The organism is Alteromonas lipotrueae (genome assembly GCF_019249215.1).
In the GTDB taxonomy this organism is placed as follows: Bacteria; Pseudomonadota; Gammaproteobacteria; order Enterobacterales; family Alteromonadaceae; genus Alteromonas; species Alteromonas lipotrueae.
Window position 1 is genome coordinate 1 of the sequence record NZ_JAESDI010000007.1, and the last position, 18,525, is coordinate 18,525.

14 protein-coding genes and 1 tRNA gene are annotated in these 18,525 nt (G+C 45.1%); 1 reads left to right on the top strand and 14 read right to left on the bottom strand.

Annotation, left to right across the window (positions count from 1 at the left end; all coding sequences use genetic code 11):
* From JKP82_RS09255 to rplK, 10 genes are all read right to left on the bottom strand, one after another.
* Positions 1–188, bottom strand: a 188-nt coding sequence (locus JKP82_RS09255; RefSeq protein WP_246604378.1) for a GTP-binding protein, incomplete at its 3' end; no start/stop codon positions are given.
* Positions 189–251: 63 nt separating this feature from the next.
* On the bottom strand, positions 252–2,357 hold the full coding sequence (gene fusA, locus JKP82_RS09260) for an elongation factor G (RefSeq protein ID WP_218396760.1): 2,106 nt from the start codon (positions 2,355–2,357) through the stop codon (positions 252–254).
* A 27-nt stretch (positions 2,358–2,384) separates the two neighbouring features.
* The gene (gene rpsG / locus JKP82_RS09265) at positions 2,385–2,855 is read right to left on the bottom strand and encodes a 30S ribosomal protein S7 (protein ID WP_013786325.1); all 471 of its coding nucleotides are present in this window, start codon (positions 2,853–2,855) and stop codon (positions 2,385–2,387) included.
* Positions 2,856–2,929: 74 nt separating this feature from the next.
* Positions 2,930–3,304: a 30S ribosomal protein S12 gene (gene rpsL / locus JKP82_RS09270; protein ID WP_013786326.1), complete on the bottom strand. Its 375-nt coding sequence runs from the start codon at positions 3,302–3,304 to the stop codon at positions 2,930–2,932.
* Positions 3,305–3,611: 307 nt separating this feature from the next.
* Positions 3,612–7,778 (bottom strand): DNA-directed RNA polymerase subunit beta', encoded by a 4,167-nt coding sequence (rpoC, locus tag JKP82_RS09275; RefSeq protein WP_013786327.1) that lies wholly within the window; start codon positions 7,776–7,778, stop codon positions 3,612–3,614.
* An 81-nt stretch (positions 7,779–7,859) separates the two neighbouring features.
* Positions 7,860–11,888: a DNA-directed RNA polymerase subunit beta gene (gene rpoB, locus JKP82_RS09280; RefSeq protein ID WP_061093608.1), complete on the bottom strand. Its 4,029-nt coding sequence runs from the start codon at positions 11,886–11,888 to the stop codon at positions 7,860–7,862.
* 322 nt (positions 11,889–12,210) lie between these two features.
* Positions 12,211–12,585, bottom strand: coding sequence for a 50S ribosomal protein L7/L12 (rplL, locus tag JKP82_RS09285; protein WP_013786329.1), 375 nt, complete (start codon positions 12,583–12,585; stop codon positions 12,211–12,213).
* Between the two features lie 59 nt (positions 12,586–12,644).
* Positions 12,645–13,163: a 50S ribosomal protein L10 gene (gene rplJ, locus JKP82_RS09290; RefSeq protein WP_013786330.1), complete on the bottom strand. Its 519-nt coding sequence runs from the start codon at positions 13,161–13,163 to the stop codon at positions 12,645–12,647.
* Positions 13,164–13,465: 302 nt separating this feature from the next.
* Positions 13,466–14,161, bottom strand: coding sequence for a 50S ribosomal protein L1 (gene rplA / locus JKP82_RS09295; protein ID WP_159533657.1), 696 nt, complete (start codon positions 14,159–14,161; stop codon positions 13,466–13,468).
* 4 nt (positions 14,162–14,165) lie between these two features.
* Positions 14,166–14,594, bottom strand: coding sequence for a 50S ribosomal protein L11 (gene rplK, locus JKP82_RS09300; RefSeq protein WP_013786332.1), 429 nt, complete (start codon positions 14,592–14,594; stop codon positions 14,166–14,168).
* A gap of 278 nt (positions 14,595–14,872) precedes the next feature.
* On the opposite strand from rplK, the gene JKP82_RS20830 reads away from it, so the two are divergent.
* A complete protein-coding gene (locus tag JKP82_RS20830; protein WP_258544372.1) occupies positions 14,873–15,004 on the top strand; it encodes a hypothetical protein in 132 nt (43 codons plus the stop codon).
* A 336-nt stretch (positions 15,005–15,340) separates the two neighbouring features.
* Here JKP82_RS20830 and nusG read toward each other — a convergent pair whose 3' ends face one another.
* From nusG to JKP82_RS09320, 4 genes are all read right to left on the bottom strand, one after another.
* Entirely contained in the window at positions 15,341–15,889 is a 549-nt protein-coding gene (gene nusG / locus JKP82_RS09305) for a transcription termination/antitermination protein NusG (protein WP_013786334.1), read from the bottom strand.
* 3 nt (positions 15,890–15,892) lie between these two features.
* Entirely contained in the window at positions 15,893–16,270 is a 378-nt protein-coding gene (secE, locus tag JKP82_RS09310) for a preprotein translocase subunit SecE (RefSeq protein ID WP_057795659.1), read from the bottom strand.
* Positions 16,271–16,328: 58 nt separating this feature from the next.
* Positions 16,329–16,405 (bottom strand) — tRNA-Trp (locus JKP82_RS09315).
* A gap of 210 nt (positions 16,406–16,615) precedes the next feature.
* Positions 16,616–18,457, bottom strand: coding sequence for an ABC transporter ATP-binding protein (locus tag JKP82_RS09320; RefSeq protein ID WP_159533661.1), 1,842 nt, complete (start codon positions 18,455–18,457; stop codon positions 16,616–16,618).
* Positions 18,458–18,525: the final 68 nt, after the last annotated feature.

An 18,525-nucleotide genomic window follows, 5' to 3' on the forward strand; every position in this document is an offset into this window, starting at 1 on the left:
ATGGTAATACCACGAGCTTTTTCTTCAGGCGCGTTATCGATTTGATCGAAAGCCTGAGCTGAACCACCGTATGTCTTTGAAAGAACAGTAGTGATAGCTGCAGTAAGGGTTGTTTTACCGTGGTCAACGTGGCCGATTGTACCCACGTTTACATGGGGTTTCGTACGTTCAAACTTTTCTTTTGCCATTTTTCTCGTTTCCTAAGTTAAAAGTCCGACCCAAACATAGACCGGACCGAACCTTCATTTAGATTAAATTCTAGATTCAATAATAGCCTGCGCCACATTGTTCGGCGCCTCAGAATAATTGAAGAACTCCATAGAGTATGATGCGCGACCCTGCGTTTGAGAACGCAAGTCGGTAGCATACCCGAACATTTCTGAAAGCGGCACCTTAGCACGTATTATTTTAATACCTGCTACGCCTTCTTCCATACCTTCGATCATGCCGCGACGACGATTTAGGTCACCAACCACATCACCCATCCAGTCTTCTGGAGTAGTTACTTCAACTTTCATCATGGGTTCAAGCAACACCGGATTTGCTTCTGCGGCACCTTTTTTGAAACCCATAGAGCCGGCGATCTTAAACGCCATTTCAGAAGAGTCAACATCATGGTACGAACCGTCGAACAAAGTTACCTTTACATCTAGTACCGGATACCCTGCTACAACACCACTTTGCAACTGCTCCTGAATTCCTTTATCAACCGCTGGTATGAACTCTTTTGGTACCACACCACCGACGATGTCATTTACAAATTCGTAGCCTGCGCCTTCTTCTGCTTGTGGCTCAATACGAAGCCAAACATGACCAAATTGGCCACGGCCGCCAGACTGACGTACGAATTTACCTTCAACTTCTACTTTCTTGCGAATAGTCTCACGATAAGCAACCTGAGGTTTACCCACGTTACATTCAACTTTAAATTCGCGTTTCATACGATCAACAATGATATCAAGGTGAAGCTCACCCATACCAGAGATAATCGTTTGGCCCGACTCTTCATCAGTCTTAACCTTGAATGACGGGTCTTCAGCGGCTAGTTTACCTAACGCGAGTCCCATCTTTTCTTGGTCAGCCTGAGAGCGAGGCTCAACTGCGATAGAAATTACCGGGTCAGGAAATTCCATACGCTCTAGTGTAATGACATTATTCGGATCGCAAAGCGTATCACCTGTGGTCACATCTTTAAGACCAATGGCCGCGGCGATATCGCCTGCACGAACTTCTTTAATTTCTTCACGGTCTTTAGCGTGCATTTGAACGATACGTCCAAAACGCTCGCGTTTACCTTTCACTGGGTTGTATACCGTATCACCAGTATTAACAACGCCAGAGTAACAACGGAAGAAAGTTAGCGTTCCTACGAATGGGTCGGTAGCGATTTTAAATGCAAGGGCCGAGAATGGCTCGCTGTCGTCTGCATGACGCTCAGCTTCAGTTTCATCTTTATCGTCTAAAACACCCGTAATAGCTTTTACTTCACTTGGTGACGGTAAGTATTCTACTACCGCGTCTAGTACTGCCTGAACACCTTTGTTTTTGAAGGCACTGCCACAGGTGGCAAGAACAATTTCGTTGTTCAGTGTACGGGTACGTAAACCAAGTCGGATTTCAGCTTCAGTTAGCTCTTCGCCTTCTAAATACTTATCCATTAGCTCGTCAGAGGCTTCAGCGGCTGCTTCAATCATCTCTGTACGATACCTTTCCGCGTTTTCTAAATATTGCGCTGGAATATCTTCATAGGTAAACGTCATACCCATGTCTGCGGCATTCCAGTTTATGGCTTTCATCTTAATAAGATCGATAACGCCATGGAATTCTTCTTCAGCGCCCATGTTCAATTGAATAGGAACACAGTTTGCGCCTAAGCGTTTACGGATTTGACCCACAACACGCTCAAAATCGGCGCCAGCTCGGTCCATCTTATTGATGAACACGAGACGTGGCACCTCATATTTGTCAGCCTGTCGCCAGACTGTCTCTGATTGAGGTTCAACCCCAGAAGACCCGCAAAAAACCACTACAGCCCCATCCAGTACCCGTAGTGAACGTTCTACCTCAATGGTAAAGTCCACGTGTCCTGGCGTGTCTATAATGTTTATGCGATGCTGATCGAACTGCTTTTCCATGCCTGACCAGAAACAAGTGGTTGCAGCAGACGTGATAGTAATACCACGCTCCTGCTCTTGTTCCATCCAGTCCATGGTTGCAGCACCATCATGCACTTCACCGATTTTATGAGACAACCCTGTATAAAACAGGACTCTCTCTGTGGTCGTGGTTTTACCCGCGTCCACATGAGCCACAATACCAATATTGCGGTAACGCTCAATCGAGGTCTTACGAGGCATACATCTCTCTCAGTTATATTACGTTTATTACCAACGGTAATGAGCAAACGCTTTGTTTGCTTCGGCCATACGGTGAACGTCTTCACGTTTCTTAACCGCAGAACCTTTATTTTCTGATGCATCAATCATTTCAGCAGCCAGGCGTTGAGCCATTGACTTCTCGCCACGTTTACGAGCAGCATCTACCAACCAACGCATACCTAGGGCATTACGACGAACTGGACGAACTTCTACTGGTACTTGATAAGTTGAACCACCTACACGACGAGATTTAACCTCTACAGTAGGACGGATGTTATCAAGTGCTTCTTCGAATACATCTAGGTGAGCTTTGCTGGTTTTTTCAGCAACAATATCGAGCGCACCGTAAACGATTTTTTCAGCGACTGACTTCTTGCCGTCAAGCATTACGACATTCATGAATTTTGCAAGCAGTTGTGAGCTAAATTTTGGCTCTGGTAGGATTTTACGTTGACCTACGACTCTTCTTCTTGGCATTTCTATTCTCCGTATGAATTCAGGAATTACCCAAAACTCTTAAACTTCAGTTTGGCCTTACTAACGGAGAACCGTTAAGACTTAGGCTTCTTCGCACCGTACTTAGAACGGGCTTGCTTACGATCGTTTACACCTGCGCAGTCTAATGTACCGCGAACTGTGTGATAACGAACACCTGGTAGATCTTTAACACGACCACCACGGATAAGTACTACACTGTGCTCTTGTAGGTTGTGACCTTCACCACCGATGTATGAAGAAACTTCAAAACCGTTAGTTAGACGTACACGACATACTTTACGTAGTGCAGAGTTTGGTTTCTTAGGCGTAGTAGTATATACACGAGTACATACACCGCGTCTTTGAGGACAAGCTTGCAATGCAGCTACGTTGCTTTTTTCAACGGGCTTTTTGCGCGGCTTGCGGACTAACTGGTTAACTGTTGCCATTAACTAGCTCCTGATTAAAAACTACAAAAACCCAATCACTCTGATTGGGTCCATTAAAGCGACTTTTCTAACGTCACTCATTTGATGTTAATACTGTGCTTGTCAGCATTAACTGAGCTCTGATACAAAAAACCGCGCCCATTTTCTTCTGCCTTTTAGAGGTCATCCAAAATCGGGTCGCGGAATATTAATGATCATAGCTCGGCGTGTCAAGCTGTACAAAGGTTAAGCAGCCATTTAACTGCAATCTGTCAGCTTAACATGCCAATTTGTTAGGAGTACGTTAACGTACTCCTACGATCATGCCTTATTCGGCTGAGTCGTCACCGGCGTTAAGTGCTTCGGTTAGTGCCTGTTCTGCATCAGCAGCAGAAACTGACATTTCTTCGATTTCTTCTTTACGACGTTGTGCACGACGTTCATGGTAAGCGAAACCTGTACCCGCTGGAATCAATCGACCCACGATTACGTTTTCTTTCAGACCGCGAAGGTCATCTTCTTTACCTTGAACTGCAGCTTCGGTAAGAACACGTGTTGTCTCTTGGAACGATGCAGCTGAGATGAATGACTCAGTAGATAGTGACGCCTTAGTGATACCAAGCAGTTGTGTTTCATACTGCGCTGGGATCTTACCGTGTTTTTCAACTTCACGGTTGGTCACTTTCACGTTAGACACTTCAACTTGTTCGCCTTCAAGGAACTGAGTATCACCTGAATGGGTAATAACGCACTTACGCAACATCTGACGAATAACAACTTCGATGTGCTTATCGTTAATTTTTACACCCTGTAGACGGTAAACTTCCTGAACTTCGTTCACGATGTAGTTTGCTACAGCAGAGATACCACGTAGACGCAAGATGTCATGCGGAGACTCAGGGCCATCTGCAATAACTTCACCGCGTTCCACTTTTTCACCTTCGAACACGTTAAGCTGACGCCATTTTGGAATCATCTCTTCGTATGCATCACCCTCTGGCGGCGTGATAACCAAACGTTTCTTACCTTTGGTTTCTTTACCGAAACCAATAGTACCTGAAACTTCAGCAAGGATAGCTGGCTCTTTAGGCTTACGTGCTTCAAACAAGTCGGCTACGCGAGGTAGACCACCCGTGATATCACGTGTCTTCGAGCTTTCTTGAGGTATACGTGCTAACACGTCACCTTCGTTAGCAACCTTACCTTCTTTCGCTTCGATAGTGGTAAAGCTTGGTAAGCGAATCTCTTGAAGACCGAACTCATCACTTTCTAGGATAAGTTTAGGTTCTTTAGAGTTACTCTTCGCAAGATCTTTAACTACGATACGCGTAAGACCAGTTAGTTCGTCTTGTTGCATCTCGGTGTTAGAGTCGTCGATGTCGGCGAAGCTAATCTTAGCTGCACGTTCAGTAACGATTGGGTGACTATGCGGATCCCAGTTAGCAACAACGTCGCCAGCTGCAATAGTTGCACCGTCATCCACGCTAAGTACAGCACCGTAAGGTACTTTATAGCGCTCTTTCTCACGACCTTGTTCATCGATAACAGTAAGTTCTGTTGAACGAGAAACAATAACCACTTTGCCGTCTGAGTTACGTACAGATTTTTCATTGTGTAGCTTAAGGCTACCCGCTGTTTTAACCTGAACGCTGTTCTCAGCAGAAGCTCGTGATGCCGCACCACCGATGTGGAACGTACGCATGGTAAGCTGTGTACCTGGTTCACCGATTGACTGTGCGGCAATAACACCCACAGACTCACCGCTTCCAACCATATGTCCGCGAGCAAGGTCACGACCATAACAGTTTGCACACACACCGAAGTCGTTATCACATGTGATAACCGAGCGTACTTGAATTTGGTCAACAGAGTTAGCTTCAAGCATGTCTACTAGCGCTTCGTCTAGTAACACATTACGCTCAACCAATACCTCTGTAGTACCTGGTTTAACAACATCTTCTGCAACTACACGACCTAGTACACGCTCACGAAGTGGTTCTACAACGTCACCACCTTCAATTAGCGGTGTCATCTGAACACCACCGAAGGTGCCACAGTCGTCGTTAGTAATAACCAAATCTTGTGCAACATCTACTAGACGACGAGTTAGATAACCCGAGTTCGCAGTCTTAAGTGCTGTATCGGCTAGACCTTTACGCGCACCGTGAGTAGAGATGAAGTACTGAAGTACGTTAAGACCTTCACGGAAGTTAGCCGTGATTGGCGTTTCGATGATTGAGCCATCTGGCTTAGCCATCAGACCACGCATACCCGCTAGCTGACGAATCTGAGCGGCACTACCACGAGCACCCGAGTCGGCCATCATATAAACAGAGTTAAATGAGGTTTGCTCTTCTTCTTCGCCATCGCGGTTAATTACGATGTCAGTCTTAAGGTTATCCATCATGGCCTTAGCAACTTTTTCGTTGGCATTTGACCAGATATCGATAACTTTGTTGTAGCGCTCACCGGCGGTTACAAGACCATTTTGGAACTGTTCCTGGATCTCGATAACTTCCGCTTCTGCAGCGTCGATAATATCTTTCTTCGCAGCTGGGATTACCATGTCATCGATACCAACAGATGCACCCGCAATCATTGCGTAGTGGAAACCGGTATACATGATTTGGTCAGCAGCGATTACTGTGTCTTTAAGACCCAGTGTACGGTAACAAGCGTTTAGCAAACGTGAAATCTGCTTTTTGCCCATTGCCTGGTTGATAATTTCAAACGGCAAACCTTTAGGTAGCATTAGTGAGAAAATCGCACGACCAACAGTAGTATCTGTTAGCGTTACTTTCTCAGTCTTCACGCCATCTTCGTCAATGTCGTATTCAGTGATACGTACTTTAACGCGTGAGTGAAGTTCTGCGTTACCTGTGCGGTATGCTTTTTCTGCTTCATTCGGGCTGGTAAATACCATTGCCTCGCCCAAACCGTTAACTTTGTCACGGGTTAGGTAATAAAGACCCAATACAACGTCCTGTGAAGGAACGATGATAGGTTCACCATTTGCAGGTGACAGAATGTTGTTGGTCGACATCATCAACGCACGTGCTTCAAGCTGAGCTTCAATAGTCAGCGGCACGTGTACAGCCATTTGGTCACCATCGAAATCGGCGTTGTAGGCCGCACATACTAGTGGGTGAAGCTGTATCGCTTTACCTTCGATAAGGGTTGGTTCAAATGCCTGGATACCCAAACGGTGAAGTGTTGGTGCACGGTTAAGCATAACAGGGTGTTCACGGATAACGTCATCTAGTACGTCCCATACCTCTGGTGCTTCACGTTCAACCAGCTTCTTCGCTGCTTTGATAGTTGTTGCTAAACCACGACCTTCAAGTTTTCCGTAGATAAACGGCTTGAATAACTCAAGTGCCATTTTCTTAGGAAGACCACATTGGTGAAGACGTAATGTAGGACCAACGGTAATTACAGAACGACCAGAGTAGTCAACACGCTTACCAAGTAAGTTCTGACGGAAACGACCTTGCTTACCTTTAATCATATCGGCAAGTGATTTAAGAGGACGTTTGTTAGAACCTGTGATAGCGCGGCCACGACGACCGTTATCTAGTAGTGCATCTACCGCTTCCTGAAGCATACGTTTTTCGTTACGTACGATAATGTCAGGCGCCGCAAGGTCTAGAAGACGCTTAAGACGGTTGTTACGGTTGATAACACGACGGTATAAATCGTTCAGGTCAGACGTTGCAAATCGACCACCATCCAGAGGTACCAACGGACGAAGATCCGGCGGAAGTACTGGAAGTACAGTCAAGATCATCCACTCTGGCTTGTTGCCAGACTGTTGGAATGATTCAAGCAACTTAAGACGCTTGGTGATTTTCTTACGCTTAGTTTCAGAGTTGATTGAAGGCAACTCTTCACGCATGGAAGCTACGTCAGCATCTACATCTAACACTTTTAAAAGGTCAAATACGGCTTCAGCACCCATTTTTGCGTCAAACTCGTCACCGTGCTCTTCAAGTGCATCCAAGTAATCTTCTTCGTTAAGAAGTTGGCTGCGCTCAAGGGTAGTCATACCCGGCTCGGTTACTACGTAAGATTCAAAATATAGTACACGTTCAATATCACGAAGTGTCATATCAAGCATTAAGCCGATACGAGACGGAAGTGATTTAAGGAACCAGATGTGTGCAACTGGGCTTGCCAGTTCAATGTGACCCATACGCTCACGACGTACTTTAGTTAGGGTTACTTCAACACCACATTTTTCACAGATAACACCACGGTGCTTCAGGCGCTTATACTTACCACAAAGACATTCGTAGTCTTTAACTGGTCCGAAAATACGCGCACAAAACAGGCCGTCACGTTCTGGTTTGAACGTACGGTAGTTAATTGTTTCTGGCTTCTTAACTTCACCAAAAGACCATGAACGAATCATGTCAGGTGAAGCAAGACCGATTCGAATATTATCGAATTCTTCAGTCTTGTTTTGTTGCTTTAGAAACTTTAATAAGTCTTTCACATTACTCTCCCAGCGGAGTCAGTCTCTAGAACCCGGCGCAAGCGCCGGGCCATCTCTTGTCATAACGTGGCGATTGCCGTGTTACTTCTCTTCCAACTCGATGTTAATACCCAACGAGCGGATTTCTTTAAGTAATACGTTGAATGATTCTGGCATGCCAGGTTCCATTCTGTGGTCACCATCGACGATGTTCTTGTACATCTTAGTACGGCCGTTAACATCATCCGACTTAACAGTAAGCATTTCCTGAAGGGTATATGCTGCACCGTAAGCTTCAAGGGCCCACACTTCCATCTCTCCGAAGCGCTGACCACCGAACTGAGCTTTACCACCCAGCGGCTGTTGTGTAACAAGGCTGTACGAACCAGTTGAACGAGCGTGCATTTTGTCGTCAACCAAGTGGTTCAGTTTCAGCATGTACATGTAACCAACCGTAACAGGACGCTCAAACTCGCGACCAGTACGACCGTCGAACAACGAAATCTGACCGCTTTCAGGAATGTCAGCTAACTTCAACATTTCCTTAATTTCAGATTCACGTGCACCGTCGAATACAGGTGTTGCAATTGGAACACCCTTACGTAGGTTGTTTGCAAGACGTGTAATTTCGTGGTCGGTGAAGTTATCGATGTCCACTTCTTGGTGATTTTCGCCAAGCTCATAAATTTCTTTTAAGAAATTACGAAGCTTTTGCATCTCTTCATGCTCTTTGAGCATGCGGTCGATTTTCACACCAAGACCGTGAGCAGCCATACCCATATGTGTTTCTAGGATCTGACCGATGTTCATCCGCGATGGTACACCTAGTGGGTTCAATACGATGTCTACCGGCGTACCGTTAGCATCATATGGCATGTCTTCCACAGGCTGAATCGTTGAAATTACACCTTTGTTACCGTGACGACCGGCCATCTTATCACCAGGCTGGATGTGACGCTTAACAGCTAGGTAAACCTTAACAATCTTAAGGACACCAGGTGCTAGGTCATCGCCTTGTGTGATCTTGCGACGCTTAGTTTCAAACTTCTTATCGAAGTCTTCTTTGATTTCTGCGTGCTGATCAGCAATTTGGTCGATCTCAAGCTGAACGTCTTCGTCGTTTAATGCAATTTCAAACCACTTCTCACGCGGTAGGCTGTCAAGCTTAGCTTGTTCAACACCAGAGCGTAGTAATGCGTTTTGTGCACGAGCAAAGATACCGTCTGCAAGAATTTCAAATTCGTCAGTAAGGTCTTTCTTAACCTGACGAAGTTGCATGTCTTCAATTTCAAGCGCACGTTTGTCTTTCTCTACGCCGTCACGGGTAAAGACTTGAACGTCGATAACCGTACCGTGAACAGAGTTAGGCACACGTAGTGACGTATCTTTTACGTCAGACGCTTTTTCACCGAAGATAGCTCTTAATAGTTTTTCTTCTGGCGTAAGCTGAGTTTCACCTTTAGGTGTTACTTTACCTACCAGAATGTCGCCGCCTTTCACTTCCGCACCAATGTAAACAACACCTGATTCATCAAGTTTGCTTAGTGCAGATTCGCCAACATTCGGAATATCAGAAGAAATCTCTTCTGGCCCAAGCTTAGTATCACGAGCAATACAGCTTAGTTCTTGAATGTGGATAGTGGTGAAACGGTCTTCCTGAGCTACACGCTCAGAGATAAGGATTGAATCCTCGAAGTTATAACCGTTCCAAGGCATGAACGCGATACGCATGTTCTGACCAAGCGCAAGATCGCCCAAGTCAGTAGATGGACCGTCAGCCAATACATCGCCAGCAACAATCGGGTCGCCTACACTACAAGTAGGGCGCTGATTGATACAGGTGTTCTGGTTTGAACGTGTGTATTTAGTCAGGTTGTAGATGTCGATACCTGCTTCACCAGGAAGCATTTCATCTTCTTCTACTTTAATAACGATACGGCTAGCGTCAACATAGTCAACTCTACCACCACGCTTAGCAACTACAGTAACACCTGAGTCAACAGCAATGGTTCTTTCCATACCGGTACCAACAAGCGGCTTATCAGCACGTAATGTAGGTACAGCCTGACGTTGCATGTTCGCACCCATCAATGCGCGGTTAGCATCATCGTGTTCTAGGAACGGAATGATACTCGCAGCGATTGAAACGATTTGCTGTGGAGAAACGTCCATGTACTTGATGTCTTCTTTCGGCATCAAGGTGGTTTCACCACGGTGACGACATGGAATAAGGTCGTCTACTAGCTCACCGTTTGCGGTTAAAACAATGTTTGCCTGTGCAATTGCGAATTGACCTTCTTCAATTGCAGACAAGTAATCGATTTCTTCACTTACCACACCATCAACAATGCGACGGAACGGCGTTTCAAGGAAACCAAAGTCATTGGTACGCGCGAAGCTTGCCAATGAGTTGATCAAACCGATGTTTGGACCTTCAGGGGTCTCGATAGGACACAGACGACCGTAGTGCGTAGGGTGTACGTCACGTACTTCGAAGCCTGCACGCTCACGCGTAAGACCACCCGGGCCTAATGCAGAAATACGACGCTTATGCGTTACTTCTGATAACGGGTTGTTTTGGTCCATGAACTGAGAAAGCTGTGATGAACCGAAGAACTCTTTAACCGCAGCCGAAATAGGCTTAGCGTTAATAAGGTCTTGCGGCATAATGCTATCAAGGTCGCCTAAGCTTAGACGCTCTTTAACAGCACGCTCAACACGTACTAAACCAACACGGAATTGGTTTTCAGCCATTTCACCCACAGAACGGATACGGCGGTTACCCAAGTGGTCGATATCGTCCACTTCATCTTTACCGTCACGAATCTCGATAAGTTGCTTCATTACTGAAACAATATCGTCTTTATCTAGGGTGCCTGAACCAATCAATTCTTCACGGCCTAAACGGCGGTTGAACTTCATACGACCTACAGAAGATAGGTCATAACGCTCATCTGAGAAGAAAAGGTTTTGGAATAAGGTTTCTGCTGCGTCTTTTGTTGGTGGCTCACCAGGACGCATCATGCGGTAAATTTCAACAAGCGCTTCTAGGCGGTTTGTTGAAGAGTCGATACGCAATGTGTCAGAAATGTATGAGCCGTGGTCCAATTCATTAATGTACAGCGTTTCGAACTCTTTAATACCAGCTTGGCTTAGTGCCGCTAAGTTCTCAAGCGTTAACTCTTCGTTAGCGCTAACGATAACTTCGCCAGTATCTTCATTTACGTACGTTGCCGCGAATACGCGACCAATTAGGTAATCTGCTGGAACTTCAAGTTCAGTTAAACCCGCTTTTTCAAGCGCACGAGTATGACGTGCAGATACACGACGACCAGTTTCAACGACAACATTACCTTCGCCATCAATGATATCAAATGCCGCTGTTTCGCCACGAAGACGATCTGGCACCACTTCCATCATTAACTTATCTTTATCGATACGTACACTGACTTTCTCAAAGAACGTATCCAAGATTTCTTCTGACGTCATTTCAAGCGCGCGTAAGATGATAGTTGCTGGCAACTTACGACGACGGTCAATACGAACAAACAGGTTATCTTTAGGATCGAACTCGAAGTCTAGCCATGAACCACGGTAAGGAATTACACGTGCATTATAAAGCACTTTACCTGACGAGTGAGTTTTGCCTTTATCGTGATCGAAGAACACACCAGGTGAACGGTGTAGTTGTGACACGATAACACGCTCTGTACCATTGATAACGAACGTACCGTTCTGAGTCATCAATGGAATTTCGCCCATGTACACTTCTTGTTCTTTAATGTCTTTTACGGTACCTGGTGCAGCGTCTTTATCAAACAATACTAACCGTAGTTTTACTCTTAATGGAGCAGAGAATGTGACGCCACGAATTTGACATTCTTTAACGTCGAATACTGGCTCTCCCAAACGGTAGCTAACATATTGAAGCTCCGAGTTACCTGAGTAGCTTTTTATCGGAAAAACGGAACGAAATGCTGCTTCCAAGCCGTATTGAGCATCGGCGTCGATCTCAATAAACTTTTTGAAAGAATCAAGCTGAATTGAAAGAAGGTATGGAATTTCCAATACCTGTGGGCGTTTGCCAAAATCCTTACGGATACGTTTCTTTTCGCTATAAGAGTAAACCATGGGTTCCTCAGCCTGCTGATTTATGACCCAACCTGCTGCATTATGCATCGCGACGAGTGCTTCAAGCTATGAGCTTCGTGTTGAATTGCGCATAAGCAACAAACTTCCACAACCCTTTTTCGGGGCAATTCCACAGCATACAACAAAATTTAACCAATTATTAGTTAACTTGTTGGTTTTATGCTTTTATGTGTCATTTCCGAGGTGCGCATTTAGTAGTGTAGTCAAGGGTTAGAATCTACACACTGTACAGCGCAAAAAGGCTGGTGGTTTAAAAAACCACCAGCCTTGCCGTCTCAGGCAAATAATCTAAACAAATAGATTACTTAACTTCAACTTCAGCACCAGCTTCAGTTAGCTGTGCTTTAAGTTCTTCAGCTTCTTCTTTGCTTACGCCTTCTTTGATAGCTTTAGGAGCAGATTCAACTACTTCTTTAGCTTCTTTAAGACCTAGGCCAGTCGCTGCGCGAACTGCTTTGATTACTGCAACTTTGTTTGCGCCGAATGAAGTCATTACAACGTCAAACTCAGTCTTTTCTTCAACTGCTGCTGCTTCGCCCGCTGCTGGACCAGCTACAGCTACTGCTGCAGATGCGTCAACACCGAATTTTTCTTCAGCTGCTTCGATAAGCTCAACCAATTCCATAACTGGCATTTCAGCAATCGCGTTTAAGATATCTTCTTTAGTTAGAGCCATGTGGTCTAAACTCCTGGGTTTTTAAAATGTTAAAAAAATCAATATGCCAAAAACGGGAATTACTTCTCGTCTTTGATCGCCGCCAATACGCGCACAAACTTGGTAGGTACTTCGTTGATAGTACGAACGAATTTCCCAACCGGTGCTTTGAAGGTTGCAAGAAGTTTTGCAAGCGCTTCGTCGCGAGTAGGAAGTGAAGCAACTGCGTCCAATTTATCTGGACCAAGAAGACCACTACCAATAGATAGAGCGGTTACGTTCAACTTATCGTTTTGCTTCGCAAAGTCTTTGAAAAGACGTGCTGCACCACCAGGTGCCTCAACTGAGAAGCCGTAGATAAGAGGACCAGTAAGGGCGCTATCTAAGTCTGCAAATTTACTGTCTGCCAATGCACGCTTAGCTAGAGTGTTACGTATAACCTTAAGGTATACGCCTTGCTCACGAGCTTTTACGCGAAGGTCAGTCAGTTCTGCAACTTCCATCCCACGGTATTCAGCGACGGCAACGGATAGAGCGCGAGACGCAACTTCAGAAACTTCTGCTACGATCTCTTTTTTTGCTGCTAAACCTAGTGCCACTGAGTTCACCTCTTTGTATCTGACTTTGTATACAGTTACCTGTTTACGCCATCAGGGTTCACAGATTGATATCAACATAATTGATGATACCGCTCTACGGTGTTTGTTACCCCAGAGAGTCTGAGTCAAACCACCGTCTGCGCAGGTTGTTCTATTAAGCGATATGTTTAATGTGAAAGTTCTCTTACCTCAATCACCACATCGCACCTGCGGTCTTGGACGGGAGTTGCCAATCAGCACTGCTGTATTGACGACTCCAACCCATTACCTTTACAGAGAAGCCGAGTTGCCTCGGCAGGCTATTAAAGACCTACTGAAGCTTTATCTAGAGATACGCCAGCGCCCATAGTGGTGCTTAGGCTGATCTTCTGGATATAAGTACCTTTAGCAGAAGAAGGCTTAGCTTTCTTCAATGCTTCTAGTAATGCTTCAAGGTTCTCTTGAATTTGGTTTGTTTCGAACGCAATCTTACCAATGCTAGCATGGATGATACCGTTCTTATCGTTACGGTAGCGAACCTGACCAGCTTTAGCGTTCTTAACAGCAGTAGCAACGTCTGGCGTTACTGTACCCGTTTTAGGGTTAGGCATTAGGCCACGTGGACCTAAGATTTGACCTAGTTGACCAACAACACGCATAGCGTCTGGGCTGGCAACAACAACGTCAAAGTTCATTTCGCCTTTCTTCACTTGCTCAGCAAGGTCTTCCATACCAACGATGTCAGCACCAGCTTCTTTAGCGGCTTCAGCGTTAGCACCTTGAGTAAATACTGCAACGCGAACGTCTTTACCAGTACCGTTAGGTAGTACAGTAGCACCACGAACGTTTTGGTCAGATTTCTTAGCGTCGATACCAAGGTTTACTGCAACGTCAATGCTTTCAGCGAATTTAGCTGTCGCTAATTCTTTAAGCAAAGCAACTGCTTCGTTGATTTCGTATTCTTTAGTCGCGTCTGTTTTTTCGCGGATAATGCGAGCGCGTTTAGATAATTTAGCCATTCGATTAGTCCTCTACGTTCAAGCCCATTGAGCGAGCAGAACCCGCGATAGTGCGAACCGCTGCATCTAGGTCAGCTGCAGTTAAGTCTGGTTCTTTAGTTTTGGCGATTTCTTCCAACTGAGCGCGAGTAACAGTACCCACTTTTTCAGTGTTAGGACGGCCAGAACCGCTCTTGATGCCCGCTGCTTTCTTAAGCAGGTAAGACGCAGGAGGAGTCTTAGTTTCGAATGTGAAAGAACGATCTTCATAAACCGTAATTTCTACAGGTACCGGAGCACCTTTCTCAAGGCTATCTGTTTTTGCGTTAAACGCTTTACAGAATTCCATGATGTTCACACCGTGTTGACCTAGTGCAGGACCAACTGGTGGACTTGGGTTAGCAGCGCCTGCTGCAACCTGAAGCTTAATAATACCGCTTACTTTTTTAGCCATTTTAAATGCTCTCTTGTTTGGGTATAGCGCCTTGCAAGTACAGAGATTACCTGCTCAATCGGCTTCCCGTTTCCGTTTAAAAGGGCGCGCATTATATAAGGTGTTCAAATGGTATGCAAGCATAAATGTGACTAAAAAACGTTCTCATGGCCAGTTTTATTAAATATTCAGGGTTGTCAAAATTAACGCGGCTTTGTGTAAGTTGCACTAAGCCTTAATTTTAGCAAAGAAGAAGTGTTTGGAGCGTTGTGGGGAAATGCGCTGGAACAATTTCCGGAATGGTTGTAGGTGCAATCAGTCCAGTAACAGGTTTTCGCTCACTTGCTACATCCGTTGGAGGGGGTGTGGCTTCAGGTGCAATTGTCAACGTACTTTCAGACGCCGAAGATGCAGCAACAACAGATGAATAAAAAAAAATGGAACATGCCACTAAATTTCTAGTCTGGATGATTTGCCTTATCATAGTCAACTTCATTTTAAAGCGCGCTTTAAATGTCGGATTTTGGGACTCTTTTAGTAGTAGCAAACAAATATCCAAAAACACGAGCCTAATTCTGCAATTTTTATTTTCATTTTTTTTTTGCTTTTTTAAGCGTGTTTTTGTGGGTGAATTAACCGTCTATTTTTTACAAAAAAAGAAGTAATGATGTTTCACCCATTACTATCTGAATCCCACAAAAGCTCCTCGCACAAAAAAGCCCCTATTAAGGGGCTTTTTTTATGAATTTGGAGGTAGATAAAAAGACCTAGCCTTTCTCTACCTGTCCGAATTCTAGATCTACCGGTGTAGAACGACCGAAGATAAGTACCGACACTTTTACGCGGCTCTTTTCGTAGTCTACTTCTTCTACCACACCGTTGAAGTCTGCAAATGGACCGTCTGTAACGCGAACCACTTCGCCTGGCTCGAACAATGTCTTCGGCTTAGGCTTATCAACTGACTCTTCAAGACGGTTAAGAATGGCGTCTGCTTCTTTTTGGGTAATTGGCATTGGGCGGTCAGAAGTACCACCGATGAAACCAAGTACACGAGGAACGCTTTTCACTAAGTGCCAAGATTCTTCGTTCATTGCCATTTCTACCAATACGTAACCTGGGTAGAACTTACGCTCAGATTTACGCTTTTGGCCAGCACGCATTTCAACAACTTCTTCAGTCGGAACTAGAATCTGACCGAAGTGCTCTTCCATACCGTGCATCTTGATATATTCAAGTAGCGTTTTTTGAACGCGACCTTCGTACTGAGAATATGCTTGTACTACGTACCATCTTTTTTTAATTTCTTCTTCAGACATACGTTATGCTCCTATTCCAGTAATGTATCCAACAACACGAACGATAATGCCGTCTAATCCCCAAAGGATTAATGCCATTACCAACGTAGCCGCTAGTACGATGATAGTAGTTTGGTTTGCTTCTTGACGGGTCGGCCATACTACTTTGCGAACTTCAGTGCGCGACTCTTTAGCAAAGCTAAGGAAAGTGCTGCCTTTCACCGTTGATGCTGCGATGAAGCCAGCAATAACCACTACCACTACTGCGGTAACTGCACGGTATAATACTGAAATTTCACCGAACACTGTGTTGGCCGTAACCAATCCAGCAAGTAGGGCAAATACCACTACCCATTTAAACATGTCCAATGCATTGGACTGATTTTCCGTCTTTTCGCTCATGTCACGATCCTAGCACTACAGCGTCGTTTTGCTCGCGCTAATACGCGAACTTGTAATTTGGCAGGGGTGGAGGGACTCGAACCCCCAACCATCGGTTTTGGAGACCGCTGTTCTACCAATTCGAACTACACCCCTGTGGTGTTTAACTCACAAATTTTACTTACACTACCCTTGGGAATTCAGCGTCATTTCAATGGAAAGTGCGGTATCGCAAGGGAGGGAGGCGTATTATACTCAAGATAACAAGCGGCACAAGGTTTTTGTTAACCATGTTGGTGGTAATTCCCTCAGTGCAAGTTGTTCTGCAACTTACTGTGCCGTTTAACTCGTTATCTCAGTGAAAAACTATTCCACGCCAATAAAGCCGCCTGTTTGATGTGCCCATAACTTGGCATAAATACCATTATGCGCAATTAATTCGGCATGTGTACCCTGCTCTACTATCTGCCCTTTTTCTAACACTAATAATCGGTCCATTTGCGCAATCGTTGAAAGCCTATGCGCGATAGCCAATACGGTTTTACCTTCCATCACTTTATCTAGGCTTGCTTGAATAGCGGCTTCAGCTTCTGAGTCTAAGGCAGAAGTGGCTTCATCTAAGATTAGTACAGGTGCGTCTTTCAATAGCACGCGAGCAATCGCAATACGTTGTCGTTGCCCGCCCGATAGCTTCACGCCACGCTCCCCAACATGGGCGTCGTAGCCTGTTCTTCCTTGGCTGTCAGTGAGCGTAAGAATAAACTCATGAGCTTCTGATAGCTTGGCGGCGTTTATCATTTCTTCTTCGCTGGCATTGGTGCGCCCATAAAGAATGTTGTCACGTACTGACCTGTGCATAAGCGACGTATCTTGCGTCACCATGCTAATTTTAGCCCGCAAGGTTTCTTGGCCAACTTGGGTTATATCTTGCCCATCAATAACAATGCGCCCCGATTGGGTATCGTAAAATCGCATCAGCAAATTAACTAACGTGGACTTGCCTGAGCCTGAGCGCCCTACCAAGCCCACTTTCTCACCCGGGTGAATGGCAAGCTCTAGATTAGAAAATACATCGATGGGTTGGTTATCTGCACCTGCGTAGTTAAAGTCCACATTATCGAACTTAATACCACCGCCCTGCACACTAAGCGCCGTGGCTTTAGGATTATCTTTCACTGCAATAGGTTGGGCTAGGGTATTCATACCATCTTGCACCGTGCCTAGATTTTCAAACAGGCCCGATACTTCCCACATGATCCAATGCGACATACCATTTAGGCGAAGAGACAAACTAATCGCAATGGCAATATCCCCAGGGGTAGCCAAGTTTTCCATCCACAAATACACAGACAGTGCGCCAATGGTAAATACCAATATGGCATTCGACATTTCTACACAAAACTCTAATACCGTTACCAAACGCATTTGTGGATACACCGTTTTTAAAAAGCCATCCATGCTTTCTCTGGCGTAGTCAGCTTCGCGGCGGCTATGAGAAAATAACTTTACTGTCGTGATATTGGTGTAACTGTCAACAATTCGACCCGTCATCATAGAGCGAGCATCGGCCTGTTTTTGTGACACTTCTTTAAGCTTGGGTACCAGCATGCGCAAGATGAACATGTACACAAAGAACCACACCACAAGCGGCACCGCTAAGCGCCAATCGGTACTGAACACCAGTACCACCATAGAAATAAAGTAAACGCTAATGTATACCAGTAAATCGAGGACTTTGGTTACGGTTTCACGTACCGATAGCGCGGTTTGCATGACTTTAGTGGCCACGCGACCCGCAAACTCATCGTGAAAAAAAGTTAAGCTTTGGCCTAATAAATAGCGGTGGGCTTGCCAGCGAATACGCATCGGGAAATTTCCCATAAGCGATTGGCGTGAAAACAGTGAGCGTAACAGGATAAAGCCTGGAATCAGCACCAGCACGGTAACCGCCATGCCAATTAAGGTCCATTTTTGCTCGGCTAAAAAAGTTTCTCGATTTTGTTCTGAAAACCAATCTACCAATTGGCCCAAGAAACCGAACAGCGCGACTTCAAGTACCGCAACAATGGCACTTAAAATAGAGACGGTTGCGATAACGCCCCACATTCCTTGGGTGTAGTACTTACAAAAGGCAACAATACCTGTTGGAGGTTGCCCTGGTGGGGCTTTAGGGAAAGGCTGTGTTAATCGTTCAAAAAATGAAAACATGCAACATAACTCGTGTCGTTCTACATCAACTGCGTTTAATTACATCATTCTACACGATATGTTCAATG

What these genes read in the sequence shown, in the direction of transcription:
- fusA (WP_218396760.1), bottom strand. Translation starts at nt 2,357, where the DNA reads ATGCCTCGTAAGACCTCGATTGAGCGTTACCGCAATATTGGTATTGTG.
- rpsG (WP_013786325.1), bottom strand. Translation starts at nt 2,855, where the DNA reads ATGCCAAGAAGAAGAGTCGTAGGTCAACGTAAAATCCTACCAGAGCCA.
- rpsL (WP_013786326.1), bottom strand. Translation starts at nt 3,304, where the DNA reads ATGGCAACAGTTAACCAGTTAGTCCGCAAGCCGCGCAAAAAGCCCGTT.
- rpoB (WP_061093608.1), bottom strand. Translation starts at nt 11,888, where the DNA reads ATGGTTTACTCTTATAGCGAAAAGAAACGTATCCGTAAGGATTTTGGC.
- rplL (WP_013786329.1), bottom strand. Translation starts at nt 12,585, where the DNA reads ATGGCTCTAACTAAAGAAGATATCTTAAACGCGATTGCTGAAATGCCA.
- rplA (WP_159533657.1), bottom strand. Translation starts at nt 14,161, where the DNA reads ATGGCTAAATTATCTAAACGCGCTCGCATTATCCGCGAAAAAACAGAC.
- rplK (WP_013786332.1), bottom strand. Translation starts at nt 14,594, where the DNA reads ATGGCTAAAAAAGTAAGCGGTATTATTAAGCTTCAGGTTGCAGCAGGC.
- JKP82_RS20830 (WP_258544372.1), top strand. Translation starts at nt 14,873, where the DNA reads ATGGTTGTAGGTGCAATCAGTCCAGTAACAGGTTTTCGCTCACTTGCT.
- nusG (WP_013786334.1), bottom strand. Translation starts at nt 15,889, where the DNA reads ATGTCTGAAGAAGAAATTAAAAAAAGATGGTACGTAGTACAAGCATAT.
- secE (WP_057795659.1), bottom strand. Translation starts at nt 16,270, where the DNA reads ATGAGCGAAAAGACGGAAAATCAGTCCAATGCATTGGACATGTTTAAA.
- JKP82_RS09320 (WP_159533661.1), bottom strand. Translation starts at nt 18,457, where the DNA reads ATGTTTTCATTTTTTGAACGATTAACACAGCCTTTCCCTAAAGCCCCA.